This window comes from Mesorhizobium hawassense (assembly GCF_003289945.1).
In the GTDB taxonomy this organism is placed as follows: domain Bacteria; phylum Pseudomonadota; class Alphaproteobacteria; order Rhizobiales; family Rhizobiaceae; genus Mesorhizobium; species Mesorhizobium hawassense.
Window position 1 is genome coordinate 620,598 of the sequence record NZ_QMBP01000001.1, and the last position, 19,748, is coordinate 640,345.

A 19,748-nucleotide genomic window follows, 5' to 3' on the forward strand; every position below is an offset into this window, starting at 1 on the left:
GAGAGGGAAGTGCAGTTTCATGGCGTTTTATTCGGTCAACCGTCGTTTTGTCGCGGGTCTGGCGCTCGCCGGCTTTATGCTTGCCGCCGCCGGCTGCCAATCGAGCGACAATGGCATCCTGAACCTCGGTTTCGGCAAGAAGGATCCGACCGCGCCGCCGCCGCCGCAGGATCCCAAGATTGTCGCCAGCCAGTTGCGCGCCTACTGTCCGAAAGTGACGCTGCGGGACGGCACCGCCTTTTTCAACACCTATGCCAAGGGCACGACCGCAAAGCCCAGGAAGAAAAAGGGCGACACCGCGGCAGATGCCGAAGCCCATGCAGCTGCAGCGGCCGCGCAGACCGGCCCCAACGGTCAGCCGATCGATCCCGATCACGATCCGTCCAAGGTCGTCTATCAGGCTTCGATCTCCGACGTGACGCGCGATTGCACGCATGCCAACGGCCAGTTGTCGATGAAGATCGCGGTTGCCGGCAAGGTTGTGCCGGGTCCGCTGTTCGCGCCCGGCACCGTCACCATGCCGATCCGTATCGCGGTCCAGCATGGCAATGACGTGCTCTATTCGCAGCTTCATCAATACCAGGTGCAGGTCACCGATCCCTCGGCCGCCACCCAGTTCGTCTTCACCGACGCCAATGTCGTGGTACCGGAGCCCAGCGCGACCGACTACCAGGCCTATGCCGGCTATGACGAGAACACGCCGGCGCCGGCCGCCGACAAGGCGAAGGGCAAGAGGAAGAAGCGCGCTCCGGTCACGAACTGATCAGTCGGCGAACGCGTGACCGGTTTGGAAGGCGCTTATGCGTCTTCCGACCACTCCGACAGCGCCGCGATCGTGCCGTTCAATTCGGCCCAGCGCCTGATCACCGTCTCGGCGCCGGCCTCGGTCAGCGCATCGGCGTGGCCGGGATAGCTGTGTCCGGCGCCGGTGAAGCCGATGACGCGCATGCCGGCCGCCCTGGCGCCGGCAATGCCATGCACGGAATCCTCTATGACGAAGGTATCCTTCGGGTTGGCGCCGAGCCTTTCGGCGGCATAGAGGAACACGTCGGGCGCCGGCTTGGGCTTCTTGCTCGGGATATCCAGCCCCGAAAAGATGCGGCCGGCGAAGAACGGCAGCAGCCGCACCTTCTCCAGCATGAATTCGACGCGCTCGGTGCGCGAGTTCGAGCAGACGGCGCGCGGCGCGGTGACGGCCGCGACCGCTTCGCGGGCGCCGTCGATGATGCGCACGTCCGCGCGCAGCTTGCGGTCGACCAGTTCCTCGGCGCGGTCGATCAGCGATGCCTGGAATGGGATCTGCGACTTCTCCTCGACCCGCAGCATGATGTCCTTGAAGGTCAGCCCGGCATAGGTCTCGCTGAGCTCCTCAGCCGAAATCTCGAACCCGGCCGCGGTCAAAAGCTCCGCCTCGATGCGCGCGGCGACGATCTCGGAATCGACGAGCACACCGTCGCAATCGAAAATGACAAGATCTGGCTGGGGCATGGCAATCCGAAAAAATTGGGGGAGGGCCTGACTGGCTCAAGCGGCGCGGCATACACTAACGGGCCGGCTTTCGCAAACTGCGTGAGCCTGCGGGCGGGCCTTCACCGAATGTTTACGCTGATCGGTAACCATAACAGCCAGTAAACCGTAACGCGTTTTTTTGGGTGTTTTGATGTCTGCCGTGCGTCTTCTCGACGAGCTTTCCCATGCTCCCCTTAAGTCCGAATGGCTGGACACGATCCTGAAGGGCGATTGCGTCGCCGCTCTCGACAGGCTGCCGGAAAAGTCGGTCGACATCATCTTCGCCGACCCGCCCTACAATCTGCAGCTCGACGGCGACCTGCACCGTCCCGACCAGTCCAAGGTCGACGCCGTCGACGACGACTGGGACCGGTTCGAGAGTTTCGAGGCCTATGACGCCTTCACCCGCGCCTGGCTGCTCGCGGCGCGCCGCGTGCTGAAGCCCAGCGGCACGATCTGGGTCATCGGCTCCTACCACAACATCTTCCGCGTCGGCGCCCGCATGCAGGATCTCGGCTTCTGGATCCTCAATGACATCGTCTGGCGCAAGACCAACCCGATGCCGAATTTCCGCGGCCGCCGTTTCCAGAACGCGCATGAGACGATGATCTGGGCCTCGCGCGACCAGAAGGCCAAGGGCTACACCTTCAACTACGAGGCGCTGAAAGCTTCGAACGACGATCTGCAGATGCGCTCCGACTGGCTGTTCCCGATCTGCACCGGCGGCGAGCGCCTGAAGGACGAGAACGGCAACAAGCTGCACCCGACGCAGAAGCCGGAGGCGCTGCTTGCCCGCATCATGATGGCCTCGACCAAGCCTGGCGACGTCGTGCTCGATCCCTTCTTCGGCTCAGGCACCACCGGCGCGGTCGCCAAGCGTCTCGGCCGGCATTTCGTCGGCATCGAGCGCGAGCAGGCCTATATCGACGCCGCCAATGAGCGCATCGCCGCGGTGCGCCCGCTGGAAGAGGCCGACCTGACCGTGCTTTCGGGCAAGCGCGCCGAGCCGCGCGTCGCCTTCATAAGCCTGATCGACAACGGCCTGGTGGTGCCCGGCGCCACGCTCTACGACGCCAAGAAGCGCTGGGCGGCGAAAGTGCGCGCCGACGGCACGCTGGCGATCGGTGGCAGCGCCGGCTCGATCCACAAGATCGGCGCCGAAGTGCAGGGCCTCGATGCCTGCAACGGCTGGACCTTCTGGCACTATGAGCGCAGCGGCGGCTTGAGCCCGATCGACGAGCTGCGCCGCATCGCCCGGCTCGGCATGGAACGGGCAGGGGCCTGAATCAAAACCTTAACGGATCGCCGCAAGCGATTCAGTTCAGACCGCAATCCCGAACCGTTCAAGGTCCGCTTTAAGCGTCCGAGCGTCAATGAACAGCACCGACTGCCAGCCGGCGGCCTTGGCGCCGTCGACATTCTTCTGGCTGTCGTCGATGAACAACGTGGCGGATGGTTCGAGGCCGAATGCGGCGACGTGATGGTCGTAGATGGCGCGGTCGGGCTTGATCTGCCGGATATCGGCCGACACGGTCACGCCGCGCGGCCGGTTGAGGAAGTCGAACCGCTGTCGCGCTTCGGCAAGCGTGTCGGCGGCGAAGTTGGTCAGCATGGTCACATCATGGCCGCTCTCGATCAGGCCGAGCATGATGGCGACGCTGTCCTCATAGGCATGCGGCACCATCTCGTGCCAATGGCGGCGGAAGTTACGGATGTTCTCCGTATGGTCCGGGTGCTCGGCAATCAGCAGCGCTTCCGCCTCTTCCCACGTCCGGCCACGGTCCTGCTCGATGTTCCAGTCCTGCGTGCAGACATTGTCGAAGAACCACTTGCGCTCCTCGGCATCCGGGATCAGCCCACTGAACGCAAGGTTCGGATCGTAGTGGATCAGCACCTTGCCGATGTCGAACACGATGTGGCGGATTTCGGTCATGCAGGCCTCTTTGCACTGTGCGGCGACGGCTTTTTCGTCGCGCCCGGTATCGCCGCCTCGATTGCCTTTTTCATGACAGTCGGCAACGCCTCCCCGGAAATCTCGTGGGCCAGCGACCAGAAATGCCCGGCCGGCGCATCGCCTTTGACCTGGGCATGGAAGATTTCGAGTTCGAGCGCGAAATGAGTGAAGACATGTCCGATCTGTCCGGCGCGCCGCCAGTCGGCGAGAAAAGGCGCGGCGTCGGCCGTCGTGGCGCCGTCAACCCGCGCCGTCCAGCCGGTCGTCGGCACCTCCGTCATACCGCCGAGCAATCCTTTCTCCGGTCGCTTGCGCAGCAGAATGGCGCCGTCGTAGCGCTCGGCGACGAAGGCTGCGCCCTTGCGCAGCGGCTTGTCGTCCTTCGGCAGGCGGACCGGGAAGCGCTCCGGATCGCCGGCAAGGACAGCGCTGCAATCCTCGCGCACCGGGCACAGCATGCAGCGCGGCCGCTTAGGCGCGCAGATCGTAGCGCCAAGGTCCATCATCGCCTGGGCGAAATCGCCGGGCCGAGCCTGCGGCACCAGTTTTTGGAGCAGCGCGCGGATTTCGGACTTGGCTTCGCTGAGCGGTGTTTCGATCGAATAGAGCCGGGTCATGACCCGCTCGACATTGCCGTCGACGACCGCCGCCGGCCGGTCGAAGGCGATGGCCGCGATGGCCGCCGCGGTATAGGCGCCGATGCCCGGCAATTCGCGAAGGCTCGCCTCGGCATCGGGAAAACGGCCGCCTCTAAGCGCCACGAGGTCGGCGCAGGCTTTCAGGTTGCGCGCCCTGGAATAATAGCCAAGCCCGGCCCAGGCCTTCATCACATCCTCTGAGGGTGCCGCCGCCAGCGCCTCGACCGTCGGCCATTTCTCGACGAAATTGCGAAAATAGGCTTTCACCGCCTCGACCGTGGTCTGCTGCAGCATCACCTCGGAGAGCCAGACGCGGTAGGGGTCGGCCCTTGCGCCGCGCGCAAACGCCCCGGGCGTGATACGCCAGGGCAAATCGCGGTGATGCGCGTCGTACCAGCCCAGCAGGCGGGAGGCGATGCTGCTGTCCACGGATGCGGCCTTGCGGGTCTGATCGTGCGGTGCCATTGATCGGATGAGCTGGGGACTGGAGCACGCACATGGCAGGGAAAAAGCCCTTCGGCAATCCCGTTCCGGTTAGCGATCTCGCGACCGAGATCCTCGATCCGGTGCTGAAGAAGCGCGCCGGCATCTCGATCGGCCTGGTCCAGTCATGGGAGGAGATCGCCGGGCCGCGCCTGGCCACGCATTCCCGCCCGGAAAAGATCCAGTGGCCGCGCCGCCTGCATGAGGACGATCCATTCGAGCCGGCGACGCTGGTCATCGCCTGCGAAGGCATGGCGGCGCTGCATCTGCAGCATGAGGCGGGCGAGGTCATCAATCGCGTCAACGCCTTCCTGGGTTTCAACGCGATCGGCCGTATCAAGATTCTGCAGAAACCGGTGCTGTCGCAAAAGGCGCGGCAGAAGCCGCAGCCGCGACCGTTGAGCGAGGCCGAGAAATCGAAACTTTCGCACCTGGTCGGCAAGATCGAGGATGACGGCCTGCGCGCTTCGCTGGAACGGCTCGGCGCTACAATTATGGGTGAAAGGAAGCCCAAAGGGTCGTAAGAGACGTCATGAATGCGTCACCAATCTCGCGCATTCGTGATGCTGACAATCAAGTTTCGCGATTGGATTGGGGATCGCGATGCCTTAATTCGCGCCAACTCTCGCCTTTTCTAGCCCTTGCATTGCAAAATCCAACCGATATCAGGTGATTCGCATGAACCGTGCCCCGTTTGGCAAAAGTCTGTCCCGCAGAAACCTTCTGACCACGCTGGCCGCTGTTCCGGCGGTGGCGCTGCTTGCCGCATGCAGCGACTCCGGCGAGGAGGCGAAGGCGGCCGACGTCAAGCCCGCCAATCCGTCGACCCCCGCCAAGCCCGCGGCGACGCCGACGGCTGCCCAGGTGCCGGAGCCGCAGGGCACTGTCGACATGGCCGAATTGCTGAAGCCCGGCGCGCTGCCGGACAAGCAGCTCGGCAAGGACGACGCCAAGGTCACCATGGTCGAATACGCCTCGATGACCTGCCCGCATTGCGCGCATTTCAACGAGACCACATTCCCTGAGTTGAAGACCAAATATATCGACACCGGCAAGGTGCGCTACATCCTGCGCGAATTCCCCTTCGATCCGAGCGCCGAGGCAGGTTTCATGCTGGCGCGCTGTTCCAAGGACAACTACTTCGCCATGGTGGACGTGCTGTTCAAGCAGCAGCCGAGCTGGGTTGGCGTCAGCAACACCAAGGAAGCGCTGCTGCAGATCTCCAAGCTGGCCGGTTTTACACAGGAGTCCTTTGAGTCCTGCTTGACGGACCAGAAACTTCTGGACGATGTGAGAGCAGTCCAGAAACGCGGAGCGGACGAGTTCAAGGTCGACTCGACGCCGACCTTCTTCATCAACGGAAAGACCTACAAAGGGGCGATGTCGATTGAGGAAATGTCGGCCATCATCGACCCTCTGCTCTGACGTCCAGGCCGCGCCGAAGCGGCACGGCTTCGGCGCGCGCGCCTGTAGTGTGGGCAGGCGCGAATGAAGTTTTCGCGCCTTCGCCTCCTCGGTTTCAAATCCTTCGTCGAGCCCGGCGAGTTCGTCATCGAACGCGGGCTGACCGGCATTGTCGGGCCGAATGGCTGCGGCAAGTCGAACCTCGTCGAAGCGCTGCGCTGGGTGATGGGCGAAAGCTCCTACAAGAACATGCGTGCGTCCGGCATGGACGACGTGATCTTCTCCGGTTCCGGCGCCAGGCCGGCGCGCAACACCGCCGAAGTCACGCTGTTCCTCGACAATAGCGACCGCACCGCGCCCTCCGCCTTCAACGACGCCGATGAATTGCAGGTGTCGCGCCGTATCGAGCGCGAGGCGGGCTCGCTCTACCGCATCAACGGCAAGGAAGCGCGCGCCAAGGACGTGCAGCTTTTGTTCGCCGACCAGTCGACCGGCGCGCGCTCGCCTTCCATGGTCGGCCAGGGCCGCATTGGCGAGCTGATCCAGGCCAAGCCGCAGGCTCGCCGCGCGCTGCTCGAAGAAGCCGCCGGCATTTCCGGCCTGCACACGCGTCGCCACGAGGCCGAGCTGAGGCTGAAAGCGGCCGAGCAGAACCTCGAGCGTCTCGACGACGTCGTCGGCGAGCTGGAAGGCCAGATCGAGAGCCTGAAGCGCCAGGCGCGCCAGGCCTCGCGCTTCAAGAACCTCTCGGCCGACATCCGCAAGGCTGAAGCGACGCTCCTGCATCTGCGCTGGACGCTGGCGAAAGCCCAGGAAGGCGAGGCGCGTTCCGCGCTGGCCGTCGCCACCACGCTGGTCGGCGACCGTGCCGCGGCCCAGATGGCCGCCGCCCGGGAGCAGGGTATCGCCGCGCATCGGCTGCCGGACCTGCGCGACGCGGAAGCCGCCGCGGCCGCGGCCTTCCAGCGCCTGTCGATCGCCAAGACGCAGATCGAGGAAGAGGCCGGCCGCATCCGCGCCCGCCAGACCGAGCTCGAACGCCGCCTGCAACAGCTCGACGCCGACATCGCCCGCGAGGAGCGGATGGTGCGCGACAATGCCGACATCCTGGAGCGGCTGCGCGCCGAGGAAGCCGATCTCAATTCGGACAACGCCGGCGCCGCCGAGCGCGAGGCCACCACCCGCGCCGCCTTCGAACAGGCTGGTGCCACGCTCTCGCAGAGCGAAGCTAAGCTTGCCGCGCTGACCGCCGAGCGCGCCGAGGCCGCCGCCTCGCGCAACCAGATCGAACGCACGCTGCGCGAGACCGCCGAGCGCCGCGACCGCTTCGCCCGCCAGTTGGCAGAGGTCGACCGCGAGCTGTCCGATATCGTCTCGAAGGTCGCAGGCCTGCCTGATCCGGCCGAGAAGCGGCTGCTGGTCGAGGATGCGCTGGCGCGCCTGGAAGAGAGCGAAGCCGGCGCCATTGCCGCCGAACAGGCGGTCGCCGAGGCCCGCGCCGCTGAAAGTGCCGCGCGCCCGCCGCTGCAGGATGCCAGGGCGGAACTGGCGCGCATCGAGACCGAAGCGCGAACCCTGGCCAAGATCCTCAACGCCACCAGCGGCGGCGATCTCTTTCCCTCGGTGCTGGAGCAGATCAGCGTCGAGCGCGGCTATGAGACCGCGCTCGGGGCGGCCCTCGGTGAGGACCTTGAGGTCCCGCTCGACCGCAGCGCCCCGGTGCATTGGGGCGAGAGCGCGGTGCAGCCCGGCGATGCGCCGTTGCCTGAAGGCGTGAAAAGCCTGGCCAGCGTCGTTCGCGCGCCGGCGCAGCTTGCCCGCCGCCTGGCGCAGATCGGCATCGTCGATGCCGCCGATGGCCGCCGCCTTCAATCATTGTTGGCCCCCGGACAGCGGCTGGTCAGCCGCGATGGCGCGCTCTGGCGCTGGGATGGCCTGACCGCAAGCGCCGATGCCCCGACCGCTGCCGCGCAGCGGCTGGCGCAGAAGAACCGTCTGGCCGAGCTCGATGCCGAAGCCGTGCAAGCGACGCGCCTCGTGCGCGAGGCCGAGGAAGCGCTGGCCCGCGCGGAGCAGGCGATGCGCCAGGCGAGCGAGGCCGAGCGCAATGCGCGCCAGGCCGGCCGTGATGCCCAGCATGGGTTGGACGCCGCCCGCAACGCGCTGGCCGAGGCCGAGAAGGCCGGCGGCGAGCTGGCGAGCCGGCGGGCTGCCTTGGACGAGGCCCGCGCGCGCATCGTCGACAGCCATGAGGAAACCCAGGCCGCTTTCCTCGAAGCCGAGATACTGCTGCAGGACGCGCCCGATCTCGGCGATCTGCAGCTGCAGCTCGAGCAATCGGCCGCCAACGTTTCGCGCGATCGCGCCACGCTTGCCGATGCGCGCGCCGTGCATGAAGGCCTGCGGCGCGAGGCCGAAGCCCGCATGCGCCGGCTCGACGCCATCGGCGCCGAGCGCAGGAACTGGCTGGAGCGTGCCGAGAACGCCTCCACGCAGATCGCCGCCCTTGGCGAGCGCAAGGCCGAGGCCGAGGCCGAGCGCGAGCGGCTGGCCGATGCGCCCGACGAGATCGACGCCAAGCGCCGCGCCCTGCTGTCGCAGCTTTCCGAGGCCGAGGCGCTGCGCCAGGCCGCCAGCGACCGCCTGCAGGAAGCGGAAAACAAACAGGCCGAGCTCGACAAGGCGGCCACCGCCGCCATCCAATCACTGGCCGAAGCGCGCGAAACCCGCGTCCGCGCCGAGGAGCGGCTGACCGCCGCCGACGAGCGCCGCGCCGAGGTCGAGGCGCGCATCCAGGAGGCGCTCAACACGCCGCCGCATCTGGTCATCAAGCATACCGGGCTCGAAGCCGACGACCCGATGCCGGACGTGGCCGAGATCGAGCGCCAGCTCGACCGGCTGAAGATCGAGCGCGAGCGGCTCGGCGCCGTCAATCTGCGCGCGGAGGAAGAGCAGAAGGAGCTGTCCGAGCGGCTGGAGACCATCGTCTCCGAGCGCGAGGACATCATCGAGGCGATCAGAAAACTCAGACAGGCGATCCAGAGCCTCAACCGCGAGGGCCGCGAGCGGCTGCTGTCCGCCTTCGAGGTCGTCAACGGCCATTTCCAGCGGCTGTTCGCGCATCTGTTCGGCGGCGGCACGGCGGAACTGCAGCTCATCGAGTCGGAAGATCCGCTGGAAGCAGGCCTCGAAATCCTCGCCCGCCCGCCCGGCAAGAAGCCGCAGACCATGACGCTGCTTTCCGGTGGCGAGCAGGCGCTGACCGCGATGTCGCTGATCTTCGCCGTCTTCCTCACCAACCCGGCGCCGATCTGCGTGCTCGACGAGGTCGACGCGCCGCTCGACGACCACAATGTCGAGCGCTTCTGCAATCTGATGGACGAGATGTCGAAGACGACAGAAACCCGCTTCGTCATCATCACCCACAACCCGATCACCATGGCGCGCATGGACCGGCTGTTCGGCGTCACCATGGCCGAGCAGGGCGTCAGCCAACTGGTCTCGGTCGACCTGCAGGCCGCAGAGGCGATGCGCGAGGCGAGCTGAGCGACAATCGCGGTTGCCGGCTTTCGCCTTGTCCAACGAAGATTAACCGACAGGCCGCCACGGCCGATCCGCCCTGCTGTGGTTCCCCGTTCGGACAATGAATTTCGCAAACATCAGGATATAGTGGCTATCGCTGACCGCGAATGACACTTGGGTGTCCGCGAGACCGGAGGGTCGGCTCACTCCCAACCGCCCGTCGGTCATTTCGCGCTCCCATATCCTGGGATCGCGAGACCCAACTCAGGAGCAAAGGGAAATCGCTATGCGTGGCGCACAACAGAGCGAAGACATCAAGATGGAAGATATCGATTGCCGTCGCCGGACCTTTTGCGGCGCCGCCGTCGCGGCCATTGCCGCAATGCCTCTGAGTGTCATTGGCACCTCAAGCCGAGCAGCCGCTCAAACCTCCAAACCGGTACAGTCGATATCGGCCGCGACCTTTGCGCCTATCAAGCTGGCGCGGACTGGGTCGCTCAACGTCGGCTATGCCGAAGCGGGGCCGCCGAACGGTCCTGTCGTGATGCTGTTGCACGGCTGGCCGTACGACATCCACAGCTTCGTGGAGGTGGCGCCGATCCTTGCAGTGAAGGGGTATCGGGTCATCGTGCCCTACCTTCGCGGATTCGGCGACACGCGCTTTCTGTCGGCTGACACGATGCGCAACGGCGAGCCGGCCGCGCTGGCGCGGGACGCCATAGATCTGCTGGATGCGCTGAAGATCGAGCGCGCGATCCTGGGCGCCTTCGACATCGGCGGGCGCACCGCCGATATCGTCGCCGCGCTTGCGCCCGAACGCGTGCGAGGGTTGGTCGCTGTCAGCGGCTATCTGATCAGCAGCCAGGAATCGAACAAGCAGCCGCTGCCGCCCGACGCCGAATTTCAATGGTGGTATCAATTCTATTTCGCGACCGAGCGGGGCCGGCTCGGTTACGAGAAGAATACCCGCGCCTTCAACAAGCTGATCTGGAAGCTCGCCTCGCCGCAGTGGCATTTCGACGACGCGACTTTCGATCGAACCGCGGCGTCCTTCGACAATCCCGATCATGTCGCCATCGTGATTCATAACTATCGCTGGCGGCTTGGCCTGGCTGAAGGCGAAGCGCGTTACGCCGATGTCGAGCGCAAGCTGGCATCGAACCCGGCGATCACCGTTCCGACTATAACCATGGAAGGCGACGCCAACGGCGCGCCGCATCCGCCGGCCGAAGCCTATCGCGCGAGGTTCACCGGCCGGTACGAGCATCGCAAGATCGGAGGCGGCATCGGCCACAATCTTCCGCAGGAAGCGCCGCGGGACTTCGCGCAGGCGGTGATGGACGTGGCGAGCCGATAGGCCCGGATAATCGCAACGCTGGGGCGAGCAGGGCCTCAGCGCAGCTGGTCTCGGTCGACTTGCAGGCCGCCGAGGCGCGAGCCAAGCCGGGCAAACCACGTGGTCGGGTTGCTCAAGACCGAATCTACTTCTCCGGCGCAGACGCCGGCGCCGTATAGCGCCTCCGCACCGCATCGATCACCAGTTTGCGGCTGTCGTCGGCTGACAATGTCTTGTCCTTCTCCGCCTCTGCCGTCTCTCGCGCGAGTTCCTTGTCCCTGATCTGGTGGCGGAACCATTTGGAATAGTCGCCGGCGCGCAAATGGTATTCCCAAGTCTTGTCGTCGATGCCCTCCGCCATCCGGGCGAAGATGATCAGGTTGTGGGCTCTGAGATTCATCGCCTTCTTCGGCCCGGTGAAATAGAAGCTGCCCGCCTCGTCGAGTTCGCCCTCGGCATATTTGCGGCTGTGCCGCTTCAACGACTGGCTGGGCTCGATCGCCTTGACCGTGCACGGCTTCTTGCCATCATGCGGCCGCCAGAGCAGCACCCGGTCGCCCTTGGGCAGCGGAATATCCTTTGGCGCCTTGAGGCCTGTTTCCCTGCAGAAGGTCTTGATCACGCCTTTGGCCTTGGGTCCGAGCGCGATCACCGCCGTGACCAGGCGCAGGGCGTCTGTCGAGATCGCTTCGGGATGCACGGTGATCAGCACCGTGCCTGGCAGCTCGATCGAAAGCACGGATCGCGTGTCGCCGCGCCGCTTGGGCATCAGATGATGCGCCTCGTCGATGATCAGCCAGTGCGGCCTTGCCGCGCGATAGCGGACATTGCCGAGGCCGGGCAGCAATTCGGCGAAGAAATCGGGGCGCTCGTCCACCTTCAGCGCCAGCCCGTTGACCACGACATTGTTTTGCGGCTTCTCGATCAGTTCCAGCAATTGCTCCTTGTTCGGCACGGTCGAGCCGTTGCCGAGCGGCACGGCGCTCTTCAGCCCGTCATAGTCGCCTTCGGGATCGAATATGCAGAACTGCAAACCCTTCTCGACCAGCCGCTCGGTGAGCGCGGTGGCTAGAGTGGATTTGCCGATGCCCGAGCTTCCGGCGATCAGCACCGTCTCCGTCGGCGACAGATAGATGTCCTTGCCGCGCGAGGTTCCAAGCAGCACGCCGCGCGAGCGCTTCCTGGCAATCAGATGATCGCGCTTGGTCAGCGGATGAGTTCCTCGACGCCCTTGCCGCGCATCTCCCTGGTGACGAGGTCGGCGGTTTCCTTGACCGCGGGCAGGGCATTGGCCACCGCGACGCTGCAGCCGGACGCTCTGAGGAAGGCGTGGTCGTTCTCGGCATCGCCCACCGCCACGACATTGTGCGGCGACAGTTTCAGGTCCTCGAGCGCGGCCGCCAGCCCGGTCGCCTTGTTGATACCCGTGGGCAGGATCATGACCGCGCCCTTGTTGAAGATGATCTCGAGCTCCAGCCCGAGCTTCTTGATGACGTCGAGCACGGTGGCCTGGTGCGGCTCCCAGGTGGCGACGATCGAGCGGCCGACAGAAAGCGGTTTGACGCCGCGACGCTTCAGCCGGTCGATGAGATCGGCGGAAGGCGCTGGCGAAATTGCGCGCTCTTCCTCGCTGGCGGGCGTGTAGATCAAGGCGCCGTTTTCGGCGACGACCTTGTCGAACAGGGAAAGTTCCGGAAAGACTTGCCTGAGATCGGGCAATTCACGACCGGTGACGAGGATCAGCTTGCGGCCGGATTTCTTCAGCTTCTCCAGCGCCGAGACCGTGCTTGCGTTGACCAGCCCGTCATGCGCCAGCGTTCCGTCGTAATCGGTGGCCAATGCCATGAAATACATCGGGTAGAACCTCTTCGCCGGTATCGCGCGAGCCGCCGAAAGAACGGCGACGCGAACGACAACGCATGGAGGCGCAAAAGGTTTAGGTCGACGGCTTGCGGAACAAACTCCGCGGCGTCTCACCCAGCTCGCGGCGCATCCAGCGCGCCATGTGCGACTGGTGCGAGAAGCCGGCTGCAAGCGCCACTTCGGCGGCGCTTAGCGCACCCTGCGCCAACAGCAGTCTTGCCCGCTCGAGGCGCCGGCGCACGACGTAGCGGTGCACCGTGGTGCCGGTGGCCTGCTTGAAAGCCTGGCGCAAATGCGAGCTGCTGGCGCCTGCCTCGCGCGCCAGCATATCGATCGTCAAAGGCCGATCGATATGCGCCTCGATGAAATCGCGCAGGCGCTTGAGTTGAGCCGGCGACAGGCCGGATGCGAAACTTGCCGCCGGCTTCATCAGGCTTACAAGCTGGGTGGCCAGCGCGAGGCCCAGCGTATCGGCATAGAGCGTCCCGCCAGGCGCGCCCGCCTTGCGCTCGCTTTCCAGCGCCATCGCCAGGAAGACGATGCGCTCGTTCTTCATGATGTGGCGCATGTCGAGGCCGCTTCGCCTGCCGGATTCCATCTCGAAGGCAGCGTGCTCCAGCACTTGCGGCGCAAGCCGGATCTCCAGCGCCTCGCATGCGGTCTCCGCCTGATAGCCACCTTCCTCGCCGGCAGGGACCAGGTCAATATCGCCTTGCCGCCGCAAATGCCGGCCACGGCTTGTCATGCACAGCGACCAGGTCTCCCGGCTCGCATGCACGACGATGCGATGGTCTTCGATCGGTGACAACAGGATCGGACCGGCTCGGTCGTGGCGCGGCAGGATGCTGATGCTTGCCGACCGGCGGATTGTTTCAGGCAGGCCAAGCATCAGGCGCTCCGAACTCAAGGCAGAACATGCTCAAAGATCGGCGCTTCCTGCGCGACTTTCAACGTTCGCAGACAGAGATTGCCTCATCAGTTCAACATCGATGAGGCTTTGGATGTCTGTGTTTGTTGTGGTCGGCGCCGGACCGGTCGGGCGTGAGACCGGGCGTCTTCTGGCAAAAGACGGTCATGAGGTCCGGCTGGTGAGCCGAAGCGGCACGGCTGCGGGTGGTTCGGTTGCCGCCGTTGCGCTCGATGCCCGCGATGCAGACGGCCTGGCCCGCATCGGGGCTGGCGCCGAAGCCATCTTCATGTGCGCCATGGCGCCATACACACGCTGGCCGACGGATTTTCCGCCGATCATGGAGGGCGTCACCGCAGCCGCGGAAAAGCTGCAGGCGCGCCTTGTCGTGCTGGGCAATGTCTATGGCTATGGCAGCGAGGCGCAGTCTCCTTTGACTTCCTCCGCGCCGCTTGCCCCGACGAGCGTGAAGGGTCGCGTCAGGGTCGCCATGTGGGAGCGTGCGCTCTCAGCGGGCGTTCCGGCGCTGGAGGTCCGTGCCAGCGATTACCTGGGCGAGGGGGCCGGTTCGCTGTTCACGCTGATGACGCTCCCGTCGCTGCTCGCCGGCAAGCCCGCGATGGTGGCCGGCGATCTCGATTCGCGGCATGCCTGGACCTTCACCCGGGACGTCGCCCGCACCCTGGTCGCCGTCTCGCGCTATACTGGCGAGTGGGGGCGTGCCTTTCTCGTGCCGTCGCAGCATGCTTCGGTTCGAAACTTGGCGCAGCGCTTCTGCGAACTCGCCGGCAAGCCGGCTCCCGACCCTCAAATGCTCACCGAGCAGGAGGTCGAAGCGATGGGACGCGAGGACGCTCTCATGCGCGAGCTGCCGGAAATGGCCTATCTCTTCCGAAAGCCATGCATCGTCGACGCCTCCGATACCGAGCGCCTGCTCGGCATCTCGGCCAGCAGCCTCGATGCGATGATCGAAGACACCCTGCGCAAAGACTGAAAAGCAATCCTTGTCGGATGTCAGAGAGGAAAGACCCGGGACGACTTGACGGTGCCGTAGACGAGGCTCGTCGTGATCGACCCGATGCCCGGAATCCCATGCAGGCGGTTGCGGACGAAATGTTCGTATTCGTCGAGGTCCGCCACGACGACACGCAGCAGATAGTCCGCCTCGCCCGTCAGCAGGAAGCAGTCGAGGATCTCGTCGGCGTCCTGAATGCGCTTCTCGAACCGCTCCACGGCGTCGCCTTCATGCCGTTGCAGGGCGATGCGGATGAAGGCCGTGATCTGAAACCCGCAGGCCCGCGTATCGACATCGGCGGAGTAGCCGACGATCACGCCCGCCTCTTCAAGCAGGCGCACCCGTCGCAGGCACGGCGACGGAGAGAGGTTGACGCGTTCGGCCAGGTCTTGGTTGGTCAGCCGGCCATCGCGCTGCAGCTCCCGAATGATCTGGCGGTCCTTGGCATCTATCTGTTTCATCTACAGGCCAAACAGTCGAGATATTCCAATATTCGAACACATAGTGGCATTATTTGGCAGCACATGCCAGAGGCCTCATGCAAGGATTCAGGCCATCCCAAGCCATGAGGTCGCCATGAACTCCCGCCATCCCGCCAGTTTTGCCACCCGCGCCATTCACTTCGGCCATGATCCGGCGCAGCATGAAGGCGCGCTCACGCCGCCGCTGCATCTGACTTCGACCTTTGCCTTCGACAGTGCCGAGGCGGGAGCCGCGCTCTTTGCGGGTGAGGCGCCAGGCCACATCTATTCGCGCATCTCGAACCCGACGCTCGATCTCCTCGAGCGCCGCTGCGCCGTCCTGGAAGGCGCCGAGGCGGGCGTTGCGCTGGCTTCGGGAATGGGCGCCATCTGTTCGGTGTTCTGGACCTTCCTGTCTCCCGGAGACGAGATCATCACCGACAACACGCTCTACGGCTGCACGTTCGCCTTCATGCGCCACGGCCTGGCGAAGTTCGGCATCACCATCACCCACGCGGACCTGACCGACCCGGAAGCGCTGCGTGACGCGCTCTCGCCCAGGACCCGGATCGTCTATTTCGAGACCCCGGCCAACCCGAACATGCGGCTCGTCGACATCGCGGCCGTCTCGGCGATTGCCAAGGCGCACGGCGCCAAGGTGATCGTCGACAACACCTACGCGACACCGGTGCTGACCCGGCCGATCGAGCTGGGCGCCGATATCGTCGTGCATTCCGCCACCAAATATATGGGCGGGCACGGTGACCTCGTCGGCGGCATCGCCGTCGGCAGCGCCGAAGACATGACGCAGGTGCGTCTGGTTGGCATGAAGGACATGACCGGCGCGGTCATGGCACCCTTCAACGCGATGCTGGTTCTGCGCGGTCTCAAGACGCTGAAGCTGCGCATGGAACGGCATTGCGCAAGCGCCATGACGGTGGCACGAATGCTGGAGAGCCACCCGGCGGTGGCCAAGGTCTATTATCCCGGACTGGAAAGTTCCTCGCAACATGCCCTTGCCAAACGCCAGATGCCGGGCTTCGGAGCGATGATCGCTTTTGAGCTGAAGGGCGGACTGGCAGCAGGTCGCACGATGATGAATCGCCTCGAAATGATCCGGCGCGCCGTGTCCTTGGGCGACGCCGAAACCTTGATCCAGCATCCGGCCTCCATGACCCATTCGACCTATACGCCCGAAGAGCGCGCGGCCCACGGCATCTCGGAAGGCCTGGTCCGGCTGTCCGTGGGGCTGGAAGAGGTCGAGGATATCCAGGCGGACCTGACGCAGGCGCTGCGTGCGCCGGCGTCGCTCGCCGCATAATCGGAGTTCGCCATGATCGACCTCGACCATCTGGAAACGCTGCATCGCCGGCTTCTGTGGCTGTCCTGCTGGACGATCCACAACGCCAATCATCTGCGCGACAAGGGCGAGGGGGAGGTCAAGGTCGGCGGTCATCAGGCCTCATCGGCCTCGATGGCGGCGATCATCACGTCGCTTTACTTCCACGCACTGCGTCCCGAGGACCGCGTCGCGGTGAAGCCGCATGCCGGGCCGGTGTTCCACGCGGTCCAGTATCTGATGGGCAACCTGCCGCTGGAGAAGCTGAAGAATTTCCGCGGCTATGGCGGCGTGCAAAGCTACCCATCGCGCACCAAGGACGTCGACGATGTCGATTTCTCGACCGGCTCGGTCGGCCTGGGCGCGGCCTTCCCGATCTTCGCCTCGATGACGCAGGACTATCTGCGCGGCCATGACTGGACCGGCAAGGAAGGCCGGATGGTCGCCCTGATCGGCGACGCGGAACTCGACGAGGGCAACATCTACGAGGCGTTGCAGGAAGGCTGGAAGCATGACCTGCGCAATGTCTGGTGGGTGATCGACTACAACCGCCAGAGCCTCGACGGCGTTGTCCGCGAAGGGCTCTGGCACCGCATCGAGGCGATCTTTTCCGCCTTCGGCTGGCGGGTGGTCCGCCTCAAATACGGCGCCCTGCAGCGCGCGGCCTTTGCCGAACCGGGCGGCGAGGCGCTGCGTGACTGGATCGATGCCTGCCCCAACGCGCTCTATTCGGCCCTGACCTTTCAGGGTGGCGCGGCCTGGCGCAAGCGGCTCATGGATGATCTTGGCGACCAGGGCGCCATTACGGCGCTGCTGGATCGCCGCGGCGACGCCGAGCTCGCGGGGCTGATGGAAAACCTTGGCGGACACTGCCTGTCGTCGCTCTGCGAGGCCTTCGATGCCGCGGACGACGACCGGCCGACGGTCTTCCTCGCCTATACGATCAAGGGCTGGGGCACGCCGCTGGCCGGGCACAAGGATAACCATGCGGGCCTGATGACGCCGGCGCAGATGGAGATATTCCGCGGCGCCATGGGCGTGCCGGTTGGCGTGGAGTGGGAGCCGTTTGCCGCCGTGCCCGACGAGAGCGGCCTGCGCGCCTTCCTGTCCGGCGTGCCGTTCTTTGCCAAGGGCAGGCGCCGGTTCGAGGCGCCCGCTTTGCCGCGCCCGGAGAGGGTGAAACTGTCGGACAGGATGCTGTCCACGCAAGCCGGCTTCGGCAAGATCCTCGACGAGATCGCCAAGGCCGGTGGGCCGTTGGCCGACAGGATCGTCACCATGGCGCCGGACGTGACCGTCTCGACCAATCTCGGCCCCTGGGTCAACCGGCGTGGCCTGTTCGCGCGCGCGGCGCGGGCCGACACGTTCCGCGACGAGCGTATCCCTTCGGCGCAGAAATGGGCTTTCTCGCCCAAGGGCCAGCATGTCGAGCTGGGCATCGCCGAGATGAACCTGATGCTGATGCTGGGCGCGACGGGGCTGTCGCATTCCCTGTTCGGCCAGCGCTTGATCCCGGTCGGAACGGTCTACGATCCCTTCGTCGCGCGAGGCCTCGATGCGCTGAACTATGCCTGCTACCAGGACGCCCGGTTTCTTCTGGTCGGCACGCCGTCGGGCGTGACGCTGGCGCCCGAAGGGGGAGCGCACCAGTCGATCGGCACGCCGCTCATCGGCATGGCGCAGGACGGGCTGGCCGCTTTCGAGCCGGCCTTCCTCGACGAGCTGTCTGTTATCATGGACTGGAGCTTCGACTATCTGCAGCGCGACGGCGAGGGCGATCCCAACGAACGCACCTGGCTGCGCGACGAGACCGGCGGCTCGGTTTATCTGAGGCTTTCCACCCGCCCGATGGAGCAACCGCAGCACCGCGGCGATCCGGGATTCGCCGAGGGCGTGATCGACGGCGCCTACTGGCTACGCGAGCCGGGATCGAATGCCGAGGTGGTGATCGCCTACCAGGGCACGGTGGCGACCGAGGCCATCGAGGCAGCCGGCCGTATCGGCGGCGACCGGCGCGACATCGGCGTGCTCGCGGTGACATCGGCCGACCGGCTGAACGCCGGCTGGACGGCGGCTCGGCGCGCAAGGGCGCGCGGTCACGCCACGGCGATGAGCCTGGCCGAGCGGCTACTCGCCCGCCTGCCAGCGCATTGCACGCTGATCACCGTGATCGACGGCCATCCGGCGACATTGTCCTGGCTCGGCGCCGTGGCCGGGCATCGCACGGTGCCCCTCGGAGTGGAGCATTTCGGGCAGACCGGCACCATCGGCGATCTCTATCGCCATTTCGGCATCGATGCCGACGCCATCGTCGCCGCCGCAAGCCGCATCGCTCCCGGCCGGCCGATCCGACTTTCGGCCTGACAAGACCTGCCGAGGCCTTTAGCGCTGTCTTGTTGTGAAAATCAGAGTGGCTGGGGTTCCTGGAAGCTTTTCGAACTTTCTTGGTCGCGCCTCAGCCCGAATTGCGGGTGCTCATGGGCAAAGTGAGACACTAGATTCGGTTTCTAGATTGGAAGGCGGCGGCTTCTGGCACGCGTGGCGTCCTGATAGCGCGCGTCTGCCCTGCTCAATCCAGATCAACGCTTTCAGGCGCAACTGAGATTGCGATGAGCAATGAAGGCGACGCCGGCTGATCAAGCGGCGTTTCCAAGAAGAGCTTCATTCCACGGTCAGGACCCCGCTGAAATCCTCGGTGTTCAGGAAGAAGCCGAGATCGATTGCCTTTGCCATGAACGCCGGATCGGCATTCATGGTCTGGTGTTCCTTCTTCAGAAGCCCGTGGAGATCGAAATACTGCTCGCGGAATGATGCCCGGTCCATGCCCGCGTAGGGCGCGTTCTTGGCCTCCTGGACGGTGCAAGCCTTCAGGATTGCGGGGTCTGCGGCGGCGGCAGGAAACGACGGCCTGGCAAAATCCAGCGGCCCCAGCCCCGGCACGATCGCCAGCGGAAATTGCGTAATACAGCGAACCGGGCCGGAGGGGCCCCCCAAAGCCAGATCGTAGAAGGGCGGCCTTTGTCCCTTAGCCGCTAGGTAGGCGAAGGCGCGAATGCGATTGGCGGCCTTGAGCGTGGCAAGGTCGGTCGTCTCAAGCATGGTGTTTTGAATCTTCGGCGCGTTGACGACACCGAGGGCAGCCAACTGCTGCCGCAGCCAGCCGGGATCCTTGTCGATCCAAGCGAGGAAGTCGAGGGGAACCGCCTGCGGTTCTTTCAGCGGCTGGCTCATCAACGGGGCAAATACAGCGGACCCGGCCAGCATGGCAAGGGCTGCGAGGGCCGCCTTCAAGGTGTGGAAGTGAATCACGGTCAACC

General features: G+C 65.2%; 15 protein-coding genes and 1 pseudogene. 9 read left to right on the forward strand and 7 right to left on the reverse strand.

From position 1 onward, the window contains the following. Positions 1-19: 19 nt before the first annotated feature. Positions 20-763, forward strand: coding sequence for a hypothetical protein (locus tag DPM33_RS02850; RefSeq protein WP_112095356.1), 744 nt, complete (start codon positions 20-22; stop codon positions 761-763). A 35-nt stretch (positions 764-798) separates the two neighbouring features. Here DPM33_RS02850 and DPM33_RS02855 read toward each other — a convergent pair whose 3' ends face one another. Continuing rightward, complete coding sequence (locus DPM33_RS02855) at positions 799-1,488, reverse strand: HAD family hydrolase (protein ID WP_112095358.1); 690 nt, start codon at positions 1,486-1,488, stop codon at positions 799-801. 172 nt (positions 1,489-1,660) lie between these two features. Between DPM33_RS02855 and DPM33_RS02860 the strand changes: the two genes are divergently transcribed. Further along, positions 1,661-2,794 (forward strand): site-specific DNA-methyltransferase, encoded by a 1,134-nt coding sequence (locus DPM33_RS02860; protein ID WP_112095360.1) that lies wholly within the window; start codon positions 1,661-1,663, stop codon positions 2,792-2,794. Between the two features lie 36 nt (positions 2,795-2,830). Here DPM33_RS02860 and DPM33_RS02865 read toward each other — a convergent pair whose 3' ends face one another. Further along, positions 2,831-3,442 carry an HAD family hydrolase gene (locus DPM33_RS02865; RefSeq protein ID WP_112095362.1) on the reverse strand — a complete coding sequence of 204 codons (612 nt, stop codon included), beginning with the start codon at positions 3,440-3,442 and terminating at the stop codon, positions 2,831-2,833. Next, the gene (mutY, locus tag DPM33_RS02870) at positions 3,439-4,566 is read right to left on the reverse strand and encodes an A/G-specific adenine glycosylase (RefSeq protein ID WP_112095363.1); all 1,128 of its coding nucleotides are present in this window, start codon (positions 4,564-4,566) and stop codon (positions 3,439-3,441) included. The genes DPM33_RS02865 and mutY overlap by 4 nt, the downstream gene beginning before the upstream one ends. Before the next feature lie 32 nt (positions 4,567-4,598). Here mutY and DPM33_RS02875 point away from each other — a divergent pair, with 32 nt between their 5' ends. The 4 genes from DPM33_RS02875 to DPM33_RS02890 all read left to right on the forward strand — a co-directional run bounded on the left by DPM33_RS02875 (position 4,599) and on the right by DPM33_RS02890 (position 10,867). Next, on the forward strand, positions 4,599-5,108 hold the full coding sequence (locus DPM33_RS02875) for a DUF721 domain-containing protein (protein WP_112095365.1): 510 nt from the start codon (positions 4,599-4,601) through the stop codon (positions 5,106-5,108). Between the two features lie 154 nt (positions 5,109-5,262). Then, positions 5,263-6,009: a DsbA family protein gene (locus DPM33_RS02880; RefSeq protein WP_112095367.1), complete on the forward strand. Its 747-nt coding sequence runs from the start codon at positions 5,263-5,265 to the stop codon at positions 6,007-6,009. Between the two features lie 63 nt (positions 6,010-6,072). Further along, positions 6,073-9,534, forward strand: coding sequence for a chromosome segregation protein SMC (gene smc / locus DPM33_RS02885; RefSeq protein WP_112095369.1), 3,462 nt, complete (start codon positions 6,073-6,075; stop codon positions 9,532-9,534). Positions 9,535-9,796: 262 nt separating this feature from the next. After that, positions 9,797-10,867 (forward strand): alpha/beta fold hydrolase, encoded by a 1,071-nt coding sequence (locus DPM33_RS02890; RefSeq protein ID WP_425373463.1) that lies wholly within the window; start codon positions 9,797-9,799, stop codon positions 10,865-10,867. Positions 10,868-10,991: 124 nt separating this feature from the next. Here the strand turns inward: DPM33_RS02890 and DPM33_RS02895 are convergent. Then, a pseudogene (locus tag DPM33_RS02895) lies at positions 10,992-12,700 on the reverse strand (HAD family hydrolase). An 82-nt stretch (positions 12,701-12,782) separates the two neighbouring features. Then, entirely contained in the window at positions 12,783-13,598 is an 816-nt protein-coding gene (locus DPM33_RS02900) for an AraC family transcriptional regulator (RefSeq protein WP_146770186.1), read from the reverse strand. A gap of 112 nt (positions 13,599-13,710) precedes the next feature. On the opposite strand from DPM33_RS02900, the gene DPM33_RS02905 reads away from it, so the two are divergent. Continuing rightward, a complete protein-coding gene (locus tag DPM33_RS02905; RefSeq protein WP_112095373.1) occupies positions 13,711-14,610 on the forward strand; it encodes an NAD-dependent epimerase/dehydratase family protein in 900 nt (299 codons plus the stop codon). A 20-nt stretch (positions 14,611-14,630) separates the two neighbouring features. Here DPM33_RS02905 and DPM33_RS02910 read toward each other — a convergent pair whose 3' ends face one another. After that, a complete protein-coding gene (locus DPM33_RS02910) occupies positions 14,631-15,092 on the reverse strand; it encodes an Lrp/AsnC ligand binding domain-containing protein (protein ID WP_167448922.1) in 462 nt (153 codons plus the stop codon). A gap of 115 nt (positions 15,093-15,207) precedes the next feature. Here DPM33_RS02910 and DPM33_RS02915 point away from each other — a divergent pair, with 115 nt between their 5' ends. Together DPM33_RS02915 and DPM33_RS02920 are read left to right on the forward strand one after the other, a co-directional pair. Then, positions 15,208-16,413, forward strand: a complete 1,206-nt coding sequence (locus tag DPM33_RS02915; RefSeq protein WP_112095375.1) for a methionine gamma-lyase — start codon at positions 15,208-15,210, stop codon at positions 16,411-16,413. Positions 16,414-16,425: 12 nt separating this feature from the next. After that, positions 16,426-18,795 (forward strand): 1-deoxy-D-xylulose-5-phosphate synthase N-terminal domain-containing protein, encoded by a 2,370-nt coding sequence (locus tag DPM33_RS02920; RefSeq protein WP_112095377.1) that lies wholly within the window; start codon positions 16,426-16,428, stop codon positions 18,793-18,795. Between the two features lie 297 nt (positions 18,796-19,092). Here the strand turns inward: DPM33_RS02920 and DPM33_RS02925 are convergent, their stop codons facing one another. Continuing rightward, positions 19,093-19,740, reverse strand: coding sequence for a hypothetical protein (locus DPM33_RS02925; protein ID WP_146770187.1), 648 nt, complete (start codon positions 19,738-19,740; stop codon positions 19,093-19,095). Positions 19,741-19,748 lie beyond the last annotated feature (8 nt).